This window comes from Methylorubrum sp. SL192 (assembly GCF_026672325.1).
GTDB lineage: Bacteria > Pseudomonadota > Alphaproteobacteria > Rhizobiales > Beijerinckiaceae > Methylobacterium > Methylobacterium extorquens.
The window spans coordinates 1,759,837-1,775,731 of record NZ_JAPPQV010000003.1 but is presented as its reverse complement, the minus strand read 5'-3'; the positions used below and the strand labels follow the sequence as shown (position 1 = coordinate 1,775,731).

Sequence of the window (15,895 nt, the reverse complement as noted above, 5' to 3'; positions counted from 1 at the left end):
ACGGCCGAATCCCGGCACCGGCCGGCGTCTGACGGAAGGTCGAGGCCATGCTGCGTGTCGTGCCCTCCTTCGATCGGATCGGCGAGGAGAACGCCTTCGCTGTTCTCGCCCGCGCCAGCGCGCTCGCGGCGCAGGGCCGCGACATCGTCAATCTCGGCATCGGCCAACCGGACTTCGCGACGCCGGCCCATATCGTCGAGGCAGGCATCAAGGCCCTGCGCGACGGCCATCACGGCTACACACCGGCGATCGGCATTCCACCGCTCCGTGAGGCGGTGGCGCGGGACCTCTATCGCCGCCACGGGGTCGAGGTCTCGCCGGATGCGGTGATGATCGTGCCGGGCGGCAAGGTCACCATGTTCATGGCGATCCTGATGTTCGGCGAGCCCGGCGCCGAGATCCTGTATCCGGATCCCGGCTTCCCGATCTACCGCTCGATGATCGCGTTCACCGGGGCCACCCCGGTGCCGGTCCCGATCCGTGAGGCCAACGGCTTCGCCTTCTCGGCGGAGGAGACGCTCTCGCTGATCACGGAGCGCACACGCCTCCTGATCGTCAACTCGCCGGCCAACCCGACCGGCGGCGTCACGCCGAAGGCCGAGATCGACGCTCTGGTGCGGGGTCTTGCCGTCCATCCCGGCATCGCCGTGCTATCTGACGAGATCTACGGCTCCATGACCTATGACGGGGAGGCGCATGTCTCGCTCCTCGCCTATCCCGAAATCCGCGACCGGCTGATCGCGCTCGACGGTGCCTCGAAGACCTATGCAATGACGGGGTGGCGGCTCGGCTGGTCGGTCTGGCCGAAGCCGCTCTACGACGCCGCCCGCAAGCTCGCCGTGAACTCCTTCTCCTGCGTGAACGCCGCCACGCAATGGGCCGGGATCGCCGCCCTCGATGGCCCGCAGGACTGCGTCACCGCAATGGTCGCCGCGTTCGATCAGCGTCGAAGCCTGGTCGTGGACGGGTTGAACGGCCTGCCGAACGTCTCCTGCATCACTCCCAAGGGCGCCTTCTACGCCTTTCCGAACATCGCGCACACGGGCTGGAAGGCGAAGGCCCTGGCCACCGCACTCCTTGACGCGGCGGGGGTCGCGGTGATCGGCGGCCCGGATTTCGGCGTGTACGGCGAGGGCTACCTCCGGCTGTCCTACGCCAACTCCGCCGAGAACATCGCTCGGGCGCTGGAGCGGATGGATCGGTTCCTCTCGGACTACGCGCCGAGCTGAGATCGAAAGATGTCATTCGCCTGTGCGACAGCTTTCGCGAGATCGGCCTCCGTTTCGGGCACCGGGCGATAATCTCGGCCTTTCTCGATTTTCGATGCATCCGAATTCGAGGCTGCGGCGTTATCCGGCCATGCTTCGCTGTGCCTGATCGCGGCGAACCTCACAACGATGGAGATGCTGTAATGAAGATCAAGACCCTTCTCGCTGCTTCGGCTATCGCGCTTGCTCTGCCCATGGCCGCCCAGGCTCAAGGCACGCTGCGCGGCGCGGAGCGCGGCGCTCAGGAAGGCGCCGATGCGGCTGGTCCGATCGGTGGCATCGTCGGCGGTGCGGTCGGTGCGGCGACTGGTACGATCGGTGGCATCCTCGGTGTCGAGGATCGTCCGCGCTTCCGCTCCTATGTTCGCGAGCGCAACGTCCGCTCCTACGACTACGACGGTCGCGTCGTCGTCGGTTCCACGCTGCCGTCCTCGGGCGTGACGTATTACGACGTCCCGAACGACTACAACGTGACCCGCGGAACCCGCTACACCGTGGTCAACGACCGTCCGGTGCTGGTGGATGGTCGCCACCGGATCATCGAAGTGCTCGACTAACCACGCAGCGCATGGGCCGCCCGCAAGGGCGGCACCATCCGGCCCCGGCACCCATTGCCGGGGCCTTTTTCATGTTCAGACCTGCTCCAAAAGGTTCGCAGAGAGGCGGACCGGCGCGCTATCTCGTCAACGACACATCGCCTGAGCGCGATGGCCCCTCTCTTGGAAGATCAGTGTTCGATCGGTTGCCGTGATGCTGTCGAAGGCAGGCGAGAACGTCCGACGCAACGCTCCCGGTGTTCCGTTCGTTTATCCATTTGAGACGATGTTTGCGCCTGGACAGGACTGACGATGACCGGCTCCGACACATCCGCCGAAAACCTTCCCGAGAACCCGCCGCTGCCAGAATCGGTGCGCGACCATCTCGGTCATGAGCTTCGGAGCGTCTATACCGAGCCGACCCCCGAGCCACGCTTCCTCGGCGACGAACCGAGCGTGCCGCAGGAATTTGAGCCGCAGCTTCGCCGGCTCGAGACGCGGCTGAAGACGCATGAGGAAGGCACCGAAGCCGTCGAACAGGCGCTCGACCGGATCCTCGATGCCTTCGGCGTCACGCCCGATGGGGGCGATCCGAAGAAGTAGGACGGTTCAAACCCGTCGCGCCGCCAGCAGATCGCGGATTTCACCCAGCAGCTTCACATCGGCCGGCACCTCGGCCACAGGCTTCGGCTTGGCCTCTTCCCTGGATTTCAGGACGTTCATGGCGCGGATCACCATGAACAGCACGAAGGCGATGATGGTGAAGTTGACGGCGAGCGTCAGGAATTGACCGTAGCCGATCACCGCGCCGACCTTCTTCGCGTCGGCATAGGGCATGCCGTCCTGCACCTTGGAGGACAGCGGGATGTAGTAGTTCGAGAAATCGAGCCCCCCGGTCACCGCGCCGATGATCGGCATGATGACGTCCTGAACCAGCGAATTGACGATGGCGCCGAACGCCGCGCCGATGATCACGCCGACGGCGAGATCGACCACATTGCCGCGCAACGCGAACTTCTTGAACTCTTCCAACATACTCGGGCTCCTTGAACCGCCGGCTCCGCTGCAGGCCGTTGCGTGCAAAGCTATGCCGCAAGCGGTGGTCGCCAAGGGGAGCTGCCAAAAGGGGAGCCGCCAAGAGGAGCTGCGCCGATCGCCGACTTACGGTGGGAGAGGGCAACCGGTTTTCCGCTTCCGCGCACTTGTGCGCATAGCGAGCCGGCCTGGCGCAATTCAAACGGCCAAGCTGGAAACAGATTGCTGAGCGCCGCAATCTTCAGCCGGCCTCATGCCCCGGTCCGGTAATCCTTCAGAAAAACTTCGAAACATATCTTAAGGGTTGCGTGGGTGATTTGCTCTGACGGCTTAGGGGGAATGGGGCTTTTTCCGTCGCCGTTTAGCATCAGTTCATTTTTCAATTGCTACCGAGGGGTGACTACTTCAAACACCCTGCCCTATCCCGAGGTGCCCTTTCGGATGCCGGACGAACTGATTCGCAGTGAATTGCCGGATGATCCCGGCTCCGTACGGGTCGAAGCGGTAAAAGCCGTTCCGCGCCAGTTGGCGCTTGCCTTGCGGGACTACTTCGACCTGGCGGAGCAGGCTCCGTTGCCGAGCCCGCTCGCGGCACTGTTGCGACAGTTCGAGACGGCGCTCGCCGCCCATGGCGGAGAGGTCGAAACCATCTTCCGCGACGATCTGGTGAAGGCGCTGCCGATGCTGCGCACCTTCGCGATCTCGCTTACCGCCAACCCGACCCGGGCCGACGATCTCGTTCAGGAGACGATGGTGAAGGCTTGGGCCAACCGGGAGCGGTTCACGCCGGGCACGAACTTCACGGCGTGGCTGTTCACCATCCTGCGCAACCAGTTCTACACCGAGATCCGCAAGGGTCGCCGCGAAGTCGAGGATGCCGACGGCGTCCACGCCGGCACGCTGACCGCTCACCCGGATCAGGAGCACGCGGCAGGCCTGCGGATGGTGATGAACTTGATCGGCACCCTGCCGCTGCCGCAGCGGCAGGCGCTTCTGCTGGTCGGTGCCGAGGGCTTCACCTACGAGGAAGCGGCAGAGCAGCTCGGCTGCCAGGTCGGCACGGTCAAGAGCCGCGTCAGCCGCGCGCGGGCCTTCCTCGTCGATTCCTTCGAAGGCTTGCCGAACGGATTGTCGGCGGCACGGGCCTGACCCGCGCCGCTCTGGGCAGCCGCATTGCCCCGAGAGGCCGTCACCGGCCCTCGGGGCGACACGTCACACGTCGAGATTGGCGACGCTGAGCGCGTTCTCTTGAATGAACTCGCGGCGCGGCTCCACCACGTCGCCCATCAGCTTGACGAACAGATCGTCGGCGTCGGTCGTATCCTTGACCTTCACCTGCAGCAGGGAGCGCACGTCGCGATCGAGCGTCGTTTCCCAAAGCTGCTGGGCGGTCATCTCGCCGAGGCCCTTGTAGCGCTGGAGTTGGAGACCCTTCCGGCCGAACGCCATCACCGCCTCGAACAGGCCCACTGGGCCATAGAGTTCGGTCTCGTCCCCCTTGCGGGCGAGCGTCACCGGCTCCTCGTAGATCTCGCGCAAAGTCTCCGCCCGCTCGGCAAGACGGCGGGCTTCCTGCGAGGCGAGCAGGGTCGCATCGAGATTGGCGACCTGCGTCACGCTGCGAAGCGTCCGGCTGAAGACGTAGCCGCCCTCCGAGGCCGCCCCGGTCCACCCCTTCTCGATCTCGTCGGCGATCCGGTCGAGGCGCTTGGCGGTTCGGTCGGCCAGCACTTCCGCCTCGCCGAGATTCTCGGCCACATCCTTGGCGAAGGCGCCGGCCAGAACCGATTGCTCGACCACCGAGCGGTCGTAGCGGGTGTGGAGGCCGTGCAGGATGCCGCGGAAGGCGCGCGCTTCCTCGACCAGCGTCTTGAGCTGGGCACCCCCGAACTCGGTTCCGGAGGCCAGCCGGAGCACGGCGCCCTCGACGCCCTGATCGATCAGGTAGTCTTCCAGCGCCCGCTCGTCCTTGAGGTAGAGGACGCGCCGGCCACGCTCCGCTTTGTAGAGCGGCGGCTGGGCGATGTAGAGGTGCCCGCGCTCGATCAGCTCCGGCATCTGCCGGAAGAAGAACGTCAGCAGCAATGTCCGGATATGCGAGCCGTCCACGTCCGCATCGGTCATGATGATGATGCGGTGATAGCGCAGCTTGTCCGGGTTGAAGCCTTCGCGGTCGGTGCTCGACCGCCCGATGCCGGCGCCGAGCGCCGTGATCAGCGTGCCGATCTCGGCCGAGGACAGCATCCGGTCGGCGCGCACCCGCTCGACGTTGAGGATCTTTCCGCGCAGCGGAAGCACCGCCTGGAAGGTGCGGTCACGGCCCTGCTTGGCCGATCCGCCGGCGGAATCGCCCTCCACCAGCAGCAGCTCGCACTTGCTCGGATCGCGCTCCTGGCAGTCGGCGAGCTTGCCGGGCAGCGAGGCGATGTCGAGCGCGCCCTTGCGGGTGATGGTCTCGCGCGCCTTGCGCGCCGCCTCGCGGGCAGCGGCCGCGAGCACGACCTTGCCCATCACCGATTTCGCCTGGGCCGGGTTCTCTTCGAGCCAGGTCGAGAGGCCTTCGTTGAGGATGTTCTCGACCGCCGGGCGGACCTCGGAGGAGACGAGCTTGTCCTTGGTCTGCGACGAGAACTTCGGGTCCGGCACCTGCACGGAGATGACCGCGGTCAGCCCCTCGCGGCAATCGTCGCCGGTGAGCGAGACCTTCTCGCGCTTGGCGATGCCCGAGGATTCGGCATAGCCGGTGAGCTGGCGCGTCAGGGCGGCGCGGAAGCCCGCCATGTGGGTGCCGCCGTCGCGCTGCGGGATGTTGTTGGTGAACGGAAGGACGGTCTCGTTGAACGAGTCGTTCCACCACAACGCCACCTCGACGCGGATACCGTCGCGCTCGCCCAGCACGGTGACGGGCTTCGTCATGCCATCGACCGGCTTCCGGGAGCGATCGAGATAGCGCACGAAGGCCTCGACGCCGCCCTCGTAGCAAAGCTCCTCGCGCTTGTGCTCAGCATGGCGTGCATCGGTGACGACGATGCGCACGCCCGAATTCAGAAAGGCAAGCTCGCGCAGACGCTTCTCCAGCGTCGGGTAGTCGAACTCCGTCATCGTGAAGGTTTCGGTCGACGGCAGGAAGGTTACCTCCGTGCCGCGCCGATCACCCGCAGGACCGACAACCTCCAGCGGCGCCACCGCGTCACCGTGGCGGAACTCCATGCGGTGCTCTTTGCCACCGCGCCAGATCCGCAGCTTCAGGCTGGTGGAGAGCGCGTTGACGACGGAGACGCCGACGCCGTGCAGGCCGCCCGAGACCTTGTAGGAATTCTGGTCGAACTTTCCGCCGGCATGGAGCTGGGTCATGATGACCTCGGCCGCCGAGACCCCCTCCTCCCGGTGAATGTCGGTGGGGATGCCGCGCCCGTTGTCGGAGACCGTCACCGAGCCGTCGGCGTTGAGCGTCACCGTCACGAGGTCCGCGTGGCCCGCGAGCGCCTCGTCGATGGCGTTGTCCACCACCTCGTAGATCATGTGGTGAAGGCCGGAGCCGTCGTCGGTATCGCCGATATACATGCCGGGCCGCTTGCGCACGGCATCCAGGCCCTTGAGCACGCGGATGGATTCCGCGCCGTAGCTGTCGGCGTGTTCGGTGTTCGGGGAGTCAGCCATGAAATTCCTCGGGCAGGCGGCTCGGAAGCCTTGTTTCGAGCCCGGACGGGCCGGGCATGCCTGCTATTTCCGTCTCGTCTTCATATAGGCGTTCCCCCCTGATTTTGCATCGCTTTTTGCGTCGGTAAAGCGCTGCGACACCGCGCTTTGTGACGTGGTTCCGTTAATCCTCCGTTAGGCCTCGCGGGCCGGTCGATCACGTCCGGCCTGAATGCCCCTCGGCTGCTCTCGTCGCCGATCACCCTTGCAGGAACGGGTTCGTCATCCGCTCCTGTCCGAGCGTTCCGGTTGGCCCGTGGCCGGGGATGAAGGCGACGTCGTCGCCCAGCGGCAGCACCTTCTCGCGGATCATCCGGATCAGCTGCTCGTGGCTGCCGCCGGGCAGGTCGGTCCGGCCGACCGACCCCTGGAACACCACGTCGCCGACCAGAGCGAAGCGGGCATCGCGGCTCATGAAGACGACGCTGCCGGGCGAGTGGCCGGGGGCGTGCCAGATGTCGAAGGTCAGGCCGCCGACGGTGACGGTCTCGCCCTCGTTGAGCCAGCGATCCGGCGTGATCGCGCGGGCGCCGTCGATCCCGTAACTCGCGCCGGTCTCGGGCAGGGAATCGAGCAGGAACTTGTCGGCTTCGTGCGGGCCCTCGACGGGAACGCCGAGGCGCTCCTTCAACTCCGCGGCACCGCCGGCATGATCGATATGGCCGTGCGTGAGCAGGATCTTTTCGACCGTGACGCCCTGCGCCCGAATCGCCGCCTCGATCCGGTCCAGGTCTCCGCCGGGATCGACCACGGCGCCGACCTTGGTGGCATCGTCCCAGATCAAGGTGCAGTTCTGCTGGAACGGGGTGACCGGGATGATCGCGGCGCGGGGCGTGGCGGGCATACGGACTCGGCAGTTTGAGGATGAGGATACTGCGTACAGTTCTAGACCGTCGCGCCCGCAAGCGCCAATGCGAGGCGCCTCATCTCCGGTCCGGTTGATCCCTCGGACTGACGGATCGGGCTTCGCTCAGTCGCCGCGCGGGCTGCCCAATTGGGCGGCTTCACTCAGGCGGATGCCACTTCACCCTCGACCGGGATCGGGCGCGGACGGCCCACTTCGTCGATGGCGACGAAGGTGAAGGTCGCCTCGGTGACCTTCTCGCGGAACTGGGTCTGGAAGCGCCGCGCCCAGGCCTCCAAATGGATTTTCATCGAGGTCCGTCCGACCCGGCCGATCCGGGTGTAGACGCACAGCACGTCGCCGACCCGCACGGGCCGGATGAAGGTCATCGCATCGACGGCCACGGTCACGACCCGCCCCTGCGCCCGCTCGACCCCGGCGATGCCGCCGGCCTGATCCATCTGCGAGAGAACCCAACCGCCGAAGATGTCGCCGTTGGCGTTGGTGTCGGCCGGCATCGCGATCGTGCGCACCGTCAGGTCGCCGATGGGATGCTCGTCGCTCAAATCGATCGCATGCGTCATCGATCCCCCCATTCGCGCCGATTCGATCGCGCGTTGTCCGACAGCCAAGCACGGGCGCCGGTCCCGCGCCAGAGGCGGAACCGGGTCAGGGCATCAGGCCGAGAAGCTCCAGCCCGGCCGCGAGAAAGATCGCCGCGGCGCAGACGAACAGCTCGAGGGGGATGTCCTGCCAGGACAGGGTACGAGGCGGCGCCATCGCGCACCGCTGCCGCGTCACGAGATCGATCATGGGACGTCCTCCGGAGCGGCCCGTCTCACGCGGACCATACTCGCTCGAACGCCATCCTATATCGCCCCGCGGGTTTTCGAAAAGCGCGGGACGTGATCGGCCGGTCCAAGAGGCAGACACGAAAAAGCCCGGAGCGGTGACACTCCGGGCTCAATTCGGAAACGATCGTCTTCAGAAGTCCGGCGGGGACCCCAAGAGATCCGTTCGGATCAGTAGTAGAAGCGACGCGGGCCGTAGAAGCGACGCGGGCCGTAGAAACGGCGCGGGCCGTAGTACGGGCGACGGTAGAACGGGCGCGGGCCGTAGAAGCGGCGGCCGTAATGACGGCGCGGCCCCCAGCCACCGCCGTAATACTGCGCCTTCTCGATGGTCGCGGGCGCGGTCTCGGTCACGAGCGCAGCCGACGGGCCGACCGGGGCGGCCGACGCACCCTGCGGCGACGCCGCGGCGAGGCCCAGGACCATCAGCGCGGCAAGGAGGAGTTTTCTGAGCAAGTGGGCATTCCCTCTTCGGCATTCGCGAACGGACACGCCGAACCCGGCGCACCGCGCGAGCGAGAACGCACGAGGCCGCGAAACGGTTTCGTCAAAAGAGCGCCCGCAGGGGCTGTGAAAAGGGGGTCAGGCGATCTTCGTCGTCATGTCGACGACGGACGCCTCGGCGCTGCCCTTCACCAGTTCGATGCCGCGCTCGCAATCCTCGCGGCGAACATAGCTCTCACCGGAATCCGCGATGACGTTGCCGTTCTGGACGCGAAGGCGCCAGCGCCACTGCCCACCCGCATCTCGATAGAGTTCGTAGCGCATTCCGCCTGATCTCCTGACAGACCGTGCTCCGAACGAGAACGGCGCGGAATGAACGCATCCCGCGCCGAAAAGATCGATGTCAGAGGCCCGTTAAGACGCCGACGATCGGTTGCGTCCCCTCCCGCCCCGCGATGGGGCGGGCGTTCGACGCGGGATCGTCAGGCCGTCCCCGGCTCAGGTGCGCGGTGCGCGGTCGAGCCAGCCGATCGCCCGGCCGCCCTCGCCACCGGAGCGCGCGGGCCGACCGTCGCGACGGCCGTCGCTCGGACGGGCTCCTTGCGGACGCGCACCCTGCGGACGGGCCTCGCCGGCCCGCTCGGGACGGCGCTGGTCCTGACGCTGACCGTCGGGACGCGGTGCGCCGGCGGCGCGCTGGTCCTGACGGTGACCCGGCTGTCCACCGGGACGCCCGCCGCGGGCTTCGTGGGCGCGCGGCTCGCCGCGTCCCTCGCCACCCTGGCCGCGACCGCCGCCGGGACGACCCTGGCGCTGGCCGGGGCGACCCTGGGGCTGACGCGGCGGACGGCGCGCCTCCTCAGCGGCGTTGTCCTGCGCTTCCTGGCGCGACGGCGGCACGAAGCCCTCGGGGAACCCGCCGACGGGAATCTTCTGGCGCGTAGTGCGCTCGATGTCGCGCAGGTAAGCGCGCTCTTCGTCGTTGCAGAACGAGATCGCCTGACCTTCCGCACCCGCACGCGCCGTACGGCCGATGCGGTGGACGTAGGATTCCGGCACGTTCGGCAGATCGTAGTTCACGACATGAGTCACGCCATCGACGTCGATGCCGCGGGCGGCGATGTCGGTCGCCACCAGCACGCGGCAGGAACCGTCGCGGAAGGCGGCAAGCGCCCGCTCGCGCTGCGGCTGGCTCTTGTTGCCATGGATCGCCGCGCTGACGACGTTGGCCTTGTCGAGGCCGCGCACGACCCGGTCCGCGCCGTGCTTGGTGCGGGTGAAGACGAGCACGCGCTCGATCTTCGGATCACGCAGAACGTGGTTGAGCAGGGCCTGCTTAGCGCCGGTGTGGCAGAAGATGACCTGCTGATCGACGCGCTCGGCGGTGGTCGCAACGGGCGTGACCGCCACCTGCACCGGGTTGCTGAGATACTGGTCGGCGAGCCCGGCGATGTTCTTCGGCATGGTGGCCGAGAAGAACAGGCTCTGGCGCTTGGCCGGCAACATCTTCACGATGCGCTTCAGCGCGTGGATGAAGCCAAGGTCGAGCATCTGGTCGGCCTCGTCGAGGACGAGGATTTCGACGCCCTCGAGCGTCAGCGCACGACGATCGACGAGGTCGATGAGCCGGCCCGGCGTGGCGACGAGGATGTCGACGCCCGGCGCGATCGCCCGCTCCTGGCGAGTGATGTTCACACCGCCGAAGACGACGGTGTTGGTGTAGGGCAGGTGCCGGCCATAATCCGAGAAGCTGTCGGCGATCTGGCTCGCGAGCTCGCGGGTCGGCGACAGCACGAGCACGCGGCAACCGCGGCGCGGCGCACGGCGGCTGTCGAGCGACAGGCGATGCAGGATCGGCAGGGCGAAGGCGGCGGTCTTGCCGGTGCCGGTCTGAGCGATGCCGCAGAGGTCGCGGCCTTCCATCGCGGGCGGGACGGCCTGCGCCTGAATCGGCGTCGGCGTGACGTAGCCGGCCTCTTCCAGCGCGCGGAGCACGGGCTGAGCGAGGCCGAAATCGGTAAATTGGGTCAAGTCGTTACTTTCAAGGCAGCGGAACCCGCAATCCGGCGCATCAATTCGCGCGGGACTATCAAAGGCGGGTCCATCGGTCCGGGAGGCTGCCCGCGTGATGGAGCGGCCTGGGGTGCATACACGTTGAAGAGAGGGGCCGGGGCACAACCTTGGAAAAGGCGCGAACCGTCACGCAGCCCCCTCAAGCGACCCCGTTCGGTCGCTGACGCTGCAGATGCGATATGCGACGTTGCACCTGCGAAGTCAATGCGCCCGACCTCCCGATCCCTTCGATCACGGCGCGCCCTCTCAGGGGCGGGTGCAGATCCCGCGGCGCCAACCTGTCCAGCGAGCGGGGTCTCGGAACTGATGAGAGCAGACAGGCAAATTGACGGTTTCGCAAAAACCTTCGCAACTTGCACCGCCAAGCTTTTGCACCGCAAGACGCAGCACCTTTGCTATAATTTTTTATCAAGTGGCGTAGCAACGGAAGACCCCGCGTCCGGCCCGTTTCAATCCGCCGGCGCGCCGTCCATCATGTGGAATAATCGGGCGGTAAAATTCCTCTCTCACAACATTTTATAGTTTCGAATAAAATCATCCCTGCGGCGGGAACATTGCTAGGTCTGCCAGGGATGCCCGTTGGTCTGCTTGGCAACCACCAGGGCGGGAGTTTTGCAATGGCCACGATTTCGGGAACCAACGGCGACAACGTTCTCAACGGCACCCTTCAAGATGACGTGATTCTCGGTCTCCTCGGAAACGATGTCATTACGGACCCGGGTGGATTCAACCGGATCGACGGTCAGGACGGAAACGACACCATCACCGGCGGAAACAACGTCGATTACATTGCCGGTGGGCCGGGTAACGACACGATTTACGGTGGCAACGGATCCGACCAGCTGATTGGCGAGATCGGCAACGACACGATCTACGGTCAGGACGGCGATGATTACGCAGCCGGCAATCCCGGCGACGACGTCCTGTACGGCGGCCGGGGCAACGACTTTTTCGTCGGCGAGCAGGGCGCTGACCTCGTCTTCGGCGAAGAAGGCAATGACTTCGTCGCGGGCGGCGAGGACGACGACACCGTCTATGGCGGCGACGGCAACGACCTCGTCGATGGCGATCTCGGCAACGACGTTCTGTTCGGCGACGCCGGCAACGACGTCCTGTTCGGCGATTACGGCAATGATCGGATGTCGGGCGGAACGGGCACCAACACGCTTGATGGCGCCCTCGGCATCGACACGGCGGTGTTCAACTTCAATTTCGCTCAAGCGGGCGTGACGTCCGCGGGCACGCTATCGTCCATCGCCGGACAGAACTCGCTCGACACGGTCAAGAACACGGAAGTGTTCGCCTTCGCCGACCGCTCGATCCTGCAGGGTGACGGCAACCAGGCCGTGGACGACCTGTTCTACCTCAGCCAGTACGGCGACGTTTACCGGAACGGGAACGACGCCGAGCAACACTTCAGCGATTACGGCTGGAAGGAAGGCCGCAACCCGAACGCCTTCTTCGACACGAAGGGGTATCTGGCTGCCTACGCCGATGTGGCGGCGGCCGGCATCAATCCCCTCGAACACTACCTCACCTACGGGTGGAAGGAAGGCCGCGATCCCTCGGCCCAGTTCGACACCAAGCAGTACCTCGCAGCCAACGGCGATGTTGCGGCGGCCGGACTCAATCCTCTGCTGCACTACCTCGAATACGGCGCCGTCGAGGGCCGCGCGACGTTCAACGACGGCACCTTCGCCTGATCTCGGCGTCGAGGCCGGAACATCGACCAGGCAATCGATGCGGCCCCGCGGGCGACAAGCCCGCGGGGCCGCCCTGCGTCAGGCTCGCAGCCGCGCCGGCAAGCGACCGGTCAGCCTTCGTCGAACCGGCTCATCCGGAAGACCTCGATACCCGCCCCGTCGATCACCCGCACCGCCTCCGCCGCGGTGCGGGAGCGCTGCGGCACGCGGGCCCGGGCGAACAGGCGGCGCGCCCGCTCCTCCGCCCCCTCAAGGCTGTCCATCCGGACGGAAATGCGCTGCTGCACGCCTCCCGGCGCGCCGGCCTCCTCGGGGCCGAGCACTTCGATGTGGTAGGTCTCACGCACGTCGCTTCCGCATCCTCAGATCTGTCATGTCGCGCCCGGCGGATCCCGACCGGTCGGCTTTGGCAGGGGCTACCGATGATCAATCCCGACCATCGCCGAGCCGGTCCCAATCGGGACTTACCCGAACATCGGTCCGCTGACAGTCCGGCGAAAGGGTCACAGCCCCCGCCGACCCGGTGACGCGCAGGCTTTCCGATCCTTGGACTTGCCGAAACCCCGCCGATGCCGGATGTGGTGTCTTCCCCGCGAAGACCCGCGCAGCGAGGACATTCATGACCACATCGCCCTTCGTCACGGTGGAATGGCTGCATCAGCGCCTGAACGCGCCGGACGTCGTCGTGCTCGATGCCTCGTGGTACCTGCCAGCGCAGGGGCGCGACGCCGCGGCGGAGTATCAGGCGGCCCACATCCCCGGTGCGATCCGCTTCGATCTGGACGCGATGAGCGACACCGAATCCACCCTCCCCCACATGCTGCCGCGGCCCGAGGTGTTCTCCTCGAAGATGCGCGCGCTCGGGGTCGGCGACGGTGCGCAGGTCGTGGTCTATGACGGGATGGGGCTGTTCTCGGCGCCGCGGGTTCGCTGGATGCTCCAGACCTTCGGCATGCGCGACGTCAAGATACTGGAAGGCGGCATGCCGGCATGGGTCGCGGCGGGCTACCCGACCGAGGATGGCGAGGGCCGCCCGCGCGACCGGCGCCATTTCACCGCCCGGCTCAACAACGGCGCCGTGGCGGATGCGGGCGACATCGCCCGCGCCCTGGCCAGCGGCACGACGCAGGTGGTCGATGCCCGCTCCGGCCCGCGCTTCCGCGGCGAGGAGGCGGAGCCCCGTCCCGGCGTGCGCCCCGGCCACATGCCCGGTGCCAAGAACCTGCACTACGCCGCCCTCCAGGCGAACGGCCGCCTGCGGGACGAGGCCTCGCTGCGCGCCGCGATCGCGGAGGCCGGCGTCGATCTCGACCGCCCCGTCGTCACCACCTGCGGCTCGGGCGTGACCGCGGCCATCGTCGCGCTGGCGCTCGAGACGTTGGGCAAGGAGCCGCGGGCGCTCTATGACGGCTCGTGGTCGGAATGGGGCGCCGATCCCGCCCGCCCGGTCGAAACTGGCCCCGCCTGAGCGGCGAAGCGCCGCCGCGTCGGGTCGGTGCATTCCGGGGATGCCAGCCCCGGCGAGGACGACACAGCGTTAAAGGGCGGTTAAGAGGACGGGCATAAGCTTGGCCGAAGCCGGCTGCCGGGCGCCCCATCGGGCGGCTCCGGGCGGCAACCCGTACGGCCCGTCTCGAAGGCTCGGAGGATACGGCTTGGGCAGGGGCCCCGAACGCTTGCAGCTCTACCGCCTGCTCGGTCACGAGATCGTCCGCGCGGTTCGCGAACGGACGGCACAGCTCACGGCGCGGCCCGAGATCCTCACCCGCGCGCGGGTGACCGGCCTCGTGATCGCGCCGCACGACCTGCGGACCAGCGACGCCTCGCTCGCCGACGACATCTATTCCGGCCTGTTCGTCTTCGCCGGCCGCTCGCTGGTGGTGAGCGGACGCTCGCCCTTTGACTACGATCCCCCCTCCCCCGAATGGGCGGACGCGCTCTACGGCTTCGGCTGGCTGCGCCACCTGCGCGCCGCCGACACGGCTTTGGCCCGGGCCAATGCCCGCGCCTTCGTCTCGGATTTCATGAGCGGGCGCGGCGAGGCGGCTCGCGCCAGCCCGGTGCCGGTCGCCTCACGCCGGCTGATCTCGTTCCTGTGCCAATCGCCGCTGGTGCTGGAGGGCGCCGACCACGCCTTCTATCAGGCCTTCCTCAAGGCGGTCGGCAAGGGCGCGCGGGAACTGGAGCGCTCGTTGCGGCGCTCGTCACCGCCGCAATCGCGCCTGCTGGCAGCGGTCGCGCTGACCTATGCCGGGCTATGCTGCGAGGGCATCGAGCCGATCCTGCGCCGGGCCACCCGCATCCTCGTGCGCGAACTCGAAGCGCAGATCCTGCCGGATGGCGGCCACCGATCCCGCGATCCGCGCTTTGCCATGGAGCTGCTGCTCGATCTGCTGCCCCTGCGCCAGAGCTTCCTCAGCCGCAGTGTCGATCCGCCGGAAGCGCTCCTGCGCGCCGTCGACCGAATGCTGCCGGCGCTGCGGCTCCTGCGGCACGGCGATGCCTCGCTCAGCCACTTCAACGGCATGGGCGTGACGGCGGCCGACCATCTGGCGACGCTGCTGGTCTATGACGGGGCCGGCACCGAGCCGCTGATGTACGCCTCCCATTCCGGCTACGCCCGGCTCGAACTGGGGCGGGTCGTGCTCGTCTGCGATGTCGGCGCGCCGCCGCCGATGGACCAGTCGCGTGAGGCTGCCGCCGGCTGCCTCTCCTTCGAACTGACGAGCGGGGCGCAGCGCATCGTCGTCAATTGCGGCAGTCCCGCGAGCGGCGGCGAGCTGCGCCGGGCAGCGCGGAGCACCGCCGCACACTCGACGGCGACAGTCGCCGACACCTCTTCCTGCCGCTTCCTCGACGAGCCGGAGGATTGGTGGATCAGCCGGATCGCCGCCCGGTGGCTGCTCTATCGCCGCGGCCCCGTGGTCCTGCGCGGTCCCGGTCCAGTCGCGGTCGAGCGGCGCACGGAGAACGGGGCCGCGGTCCTGGCCGCGCGGCATGACGGCTACGTCACCGAATTCGGCATCCTGCACGAGCGCCGCTGGCGTCTCTCCGACAGCCCCGTGCGGCTGGCGGGCGAGGACGCGTTCCGGCGCGACAGCAAGCGCCCGCGCTCGCGGCCCCAGCCGGTGGCGGTGCGCTTCCATCTCCACACCGCCGTCGCGACGCAGCCTCAGGAGGACGGCAGCGTGATGCTGGGCCTGCCGACCGGCGAACGATGGCGCTTCACGGTGGAGGGGGCGACGGCGGCGATCGAGGAGAGCGTCTATTTTGCGGGCGTCGTCGGAGCGCGGCGGACCGCGCAGATCGTCCTGCACCTGACGGTGGACGAGGACGCGCTGGTGCGCTGGCAGATCGAACAGGTCTGACTCAAATTGCGTAGCGACGGGCCTTCGCCGGATACGGGAGCCCCCCGACGACCGCTTCGGTGCCGCTCGGCAGG

The 15,895-nt window shown here is 67.4% G+C and carries 16 protein-coding genes; 7 read left to right on the top strand and 9 right to left on the bottom strand.

Features of this window, described 5'->3' with window-relative positions:
* Nucleotides 1-47 precede the first annotated feature (47 nt).
* From OVA30_RS09065 to OVA30_RS09055, 3 genes are all read left to right on the top strand, one after another.
* Nucleotides 48-1,229, top strand: a complete 1,182-nt coding sequence (locus OVA30_RS09065) for a pyridoxal phosphate-dependent aminotransferase (RefSeq protein WP_268175250.1) — start codon at nucleotides 48-50, stop codon at nucleotides 1,227-1,229.
* 182 nt (nucleotides 1,230-1,411) lie between these two features.
* Entirely contained in the window at nucleotides 1,412-1,825 is a 414-nt protein-coding gene (locus OVA30_RS09060) for a DUF1236 domain-containing protein (protein WP_003600727.1), read from the top strand.
* Between the two features lie 291 nt (nucleotides 1,826-2,116).
* Entirely contained in the window at nucleotides 2,117-2,407 is a 291-nt protein-coding gene (locus OVA30_RS09055; protein WP_268175249.1) for a hypothetical protein, read from the top strand.
* A gap of 6 nt (nucleotides 2,408-2,413) precedes the next feature.
* Here OVA30_RS09055 and mscL read toward each other — a convergent pair whose 3' ends face one another.
* Nucleotides 2,414-2,839 (bottom strand): large conductance mechanosensitive channel protein MscL, encoded by a 426-nt coding sequence (mscL, locus tag OVA30_RS09050; RefSeq protein WP_268177474.1) that lies wholly within the window; start codon nucleotides 2,837-2,839, stop codon nucleotides 2,414-2,416.
* Between the two features lie 441 nt (nucleotides 2,840-3,280).
* Between mscL and OVA30_RS09045 the strand changes: the two genes are divergently transcribed.
* Nucleotides 3,281-3,988 carry a sigma-70 family RNA polymerase sigma factor gene (locus OVA30_RS09045; RefSeq protein ID WP_015822929.1) on the top strand — a complete coding sequence of 236 codons (708 nt, stop codon included), beginning with the start codon at nucleotides 3,281-3,283 and terminating at the stop codon, nucleotides 3,986-3,988.
* Between the two features lie 63 nt (nucleotides 3,989-4,051).
* On the opposite strand, the gene gyrB is transcribed toward OVA30_RS09045, so the two are convergent.
* From gyrB to OVA30_RS09010, 7 genes are all read right to left on the bottom strand, one after another.
* Nucleotides 4,052-6,499, bottom strand: coding sequence for a DNA topoisomerase (ATP-hydrolyzing) subunit B (gyrB, locus tag OVA30_RS09040; protein ID WP_003600732.1), 2,448 nt, complete (start codon nucleotides 6,497-6,499; stop codon nucleotides 4,052-4,054).
* Nucleotides 6,500-6,737: 238 nt separating this feature from the next.
* The gene (locus OVA30_RS09035; RefSeq protein ID WP_012253978.1) at nucleotides 6,738-7,382 is read right to left on the bottom strand and encodes an MBL fold metallo-hydrolase; all 645 of its coding nucleotides are present in this window, start codon (nucleotides 7,380-7,382) and stop codon (nucleotides 6,738-6,740) included.
* A gap of 164 nt (nucleotides 7,383-7,546) precedes the next feature.
* A complete protein-coding gene (locus tag OVA30_RS09030) occupies nucleotides 7,547-7,966 on the bottom strand; it encodes an acyl-CoA thioesterase (protein WP_056458789.1) in 420 nt (139 codons plus the stop codon).
* A gap of 85 nt (nucleotides 7,967-8,051) precedes the next feature.
* The gene (locus OVA30_RS09025; protein WP_268175248.1) at nucleotides 8,052-8,195 is read right to left on the bottom strand and encodes a hypothetical protein; all 144 of its coding nucleotides are present in this window, start codon (nucleotides 8,193-8,195) and stop codon (nucleotides 8,052-8,054) included.
* 209 nt (nucleotides 8,196-8,404) lie between these two features.
* Nucleotides 8,405-8,689 carry a hypothetical protein gene (locus OVA30_RS09020; RefSeq protein WP_268175247.1) on the bottom strand — a complete coding sequence of 95 codons (285 nt, stop codon included), beginning with the start codon at nucleotides 8,687-8,689 and terminating at the stop codon, nucleotides 8,405-8,407.
* A 126-nt stretch (nucleotides 8,690-8,815) separates the two neighbouring features.
* Nucleotides 8,816-9,001, bottom strand: a complete 186-nt coding sequence (locus OVA30_RS09015; RefSeq protein WP_003600744.1) for a YegP family protein — start codon at nucleotides 8,999-9,001, stop codon at nucleotides 8,816-8,818.
* A 174-nt stretch (nucleotides 9,002-9,175) separates the two neighbouring features.
* On the bottom strand, nucleotides 9,176-10,708 hold the full coding sequence (locus tag OVA30_RS09010) for a DEAD/DEAH box helicase (RefSeq protein ID WP_015822927.1): 1,533 nt from the start codon (nucleotides 10,706-10,708) through the stop codon (nucleotides 9,176-9,178).
* A gap of 659 nt (nucleotides 10,709-11,367) precedes the next feature.
* On the opposite strand from OVA30_RS09010, the gene OVA30_RS09005 reads away from it, so the two are divergent.
* Nucleotides 11,368-12,453, top strand: a complete 1,086-nt coding sequence (locus tag OVA30_RS09005) for a calcium-binding protein (RefSeq protein ID WP_015822926.1) — start codon at nucleotides 11,368-11,370, stop codon at nucleotides 12,451-12,453.
* Nucleotides 12,454-12,563: 110 nt separating this feature from the next.
* Here the strand turns inward: OVA30_RS09005 and OVA30_RS09000 are convergent, their stop codons facing one another.
* The gene (locus tag OVA30_RS09000; protein ID WP_012253973.1) at nucleotides 12,564-12,800 is read right to left on the bottom strand and encodes a hypothetical protein; all 237 of its coding nucleotides are present in this window, start codon (nucleotides 12,798-12,800) and stop codon (nucleotides 12,564-12,566) included.
* Between the two features lie 272 nt (nucleotides 12,801-13,072).
* Between OVA30_RS09000 and sseA the strand changes: the two genes are divergently transcribed.
* The gene (gene sseA, locus OVA30_RS08995; protein WP_268175246.1) at nucleotides 13,073-13,921 is read left to right on the top strand and encodes a 3-mercaptopyruvate sulfurtransferase; all 849 of its coding nucleotides are present in this window, start codon (nucleotides 13,073-13,075) and stop codon (nucleotides 13,919-13,921) included.
* A gap of 187 nt (nucleotides 13,922-14,108) precedes the next feature.
* Nucleotides 14,109-15,821, top strand: coding sequence for a heparinase II/III family protein (locus OVA30_RS08990; RefSeq protein WP_182567275.1), 1,713 nt, complete (start codon nucleotides 14,109-14,111; stop codon nucleotides 15,819-15,821).
* The last annotated feature ends 74 nt before the right edge of the window (nucleotides 15,822-15,895 follow it).

Bases quoted from the DNA above. Each gene is read 5' to 3' on its own strand.
- OVA30_RS09065 (WP_268175250.1), top strand. From the start codon at position 48: ATGCTGCGTGTCGTGCCCTCCTTCGATCGGATCGGCGAGGAGAACGCC.
- OVA30_RS09060 (WP_003600727.1), top strand. From the start codon at position 1,412: ATGAAGATCAAGACCCTTCTCGCTGCTTCGGCTATCGCGCTTGCTCTG.
- OVA30_RS09055 (WP_268175249.1), top strand. From the start codon at position 2,117: ATGACCGGCTCCGACACATCCGCCGAAAACCTTCCCGAGAACCCGCCG.
- mscL (WP_268177474.1), bottom strand. From the start codon at position 2,839: ATGTTGGAAGAGTTCAAGAAGTTCGCGTTGCGCGGCAATGTGGTCGAT.
- OVA30_RS09045 (WP_015822929.1), top strand. From the start codon at position 3,281: ATGCCGGACGAACTGATTCGCAGTGAATTGCCGGATGATCCCGGCTCC.
- gyrB (WP_003600732.1), bottom strand. From the start codon at position 6,499: ATGGCTGACTCCCCGAACACCGAACACGCCGACAGCTACGGCGCGGAA.
- OVA30_RS09035 (WP_012253978.1), bottom strand. From the start codon at position 7,382: ATGCCCGCCACGCCCCGCGCCGCGATCATCCCGGTCACCCCGTTCCAG.
- OVA30_RS09030 (WP_056458789.1), bottom strand. From the start codon at position 7,966: ATGACGCATGCGATCGATTTGAGCGACGAGCATCCCATCGGCGACCTG.
- OVA30_RS09025 (WP_268175248.1), bottom strand. From the start codon at position 8,195: ATGATCGATCTCGTGACGCGGCAGCGGTGCGCGATGGCGCCGCCTCGT.
- OVA30_RS09015 (WP_003600744.1), bottom strand. From the start codon at position 9,001: ATGCGCTACGAACTCTATCGAGATGCGGGTGGGCAGTGGCGCTGGCGC.
- OVA30_RS09005 (WP_015822926.1), top strand. From the start codon at position 11,368: ATGGCCACGATTTCGGGAACCAACGGCGACAACGTTCTCAACGGCACC.
- sseA (WP_268175246.1), top strand. From the start codon at position 13,073: ATGACCACATCGCCCTTCGTCACGGTGGAATGGCTGCATCAGCGCCTG.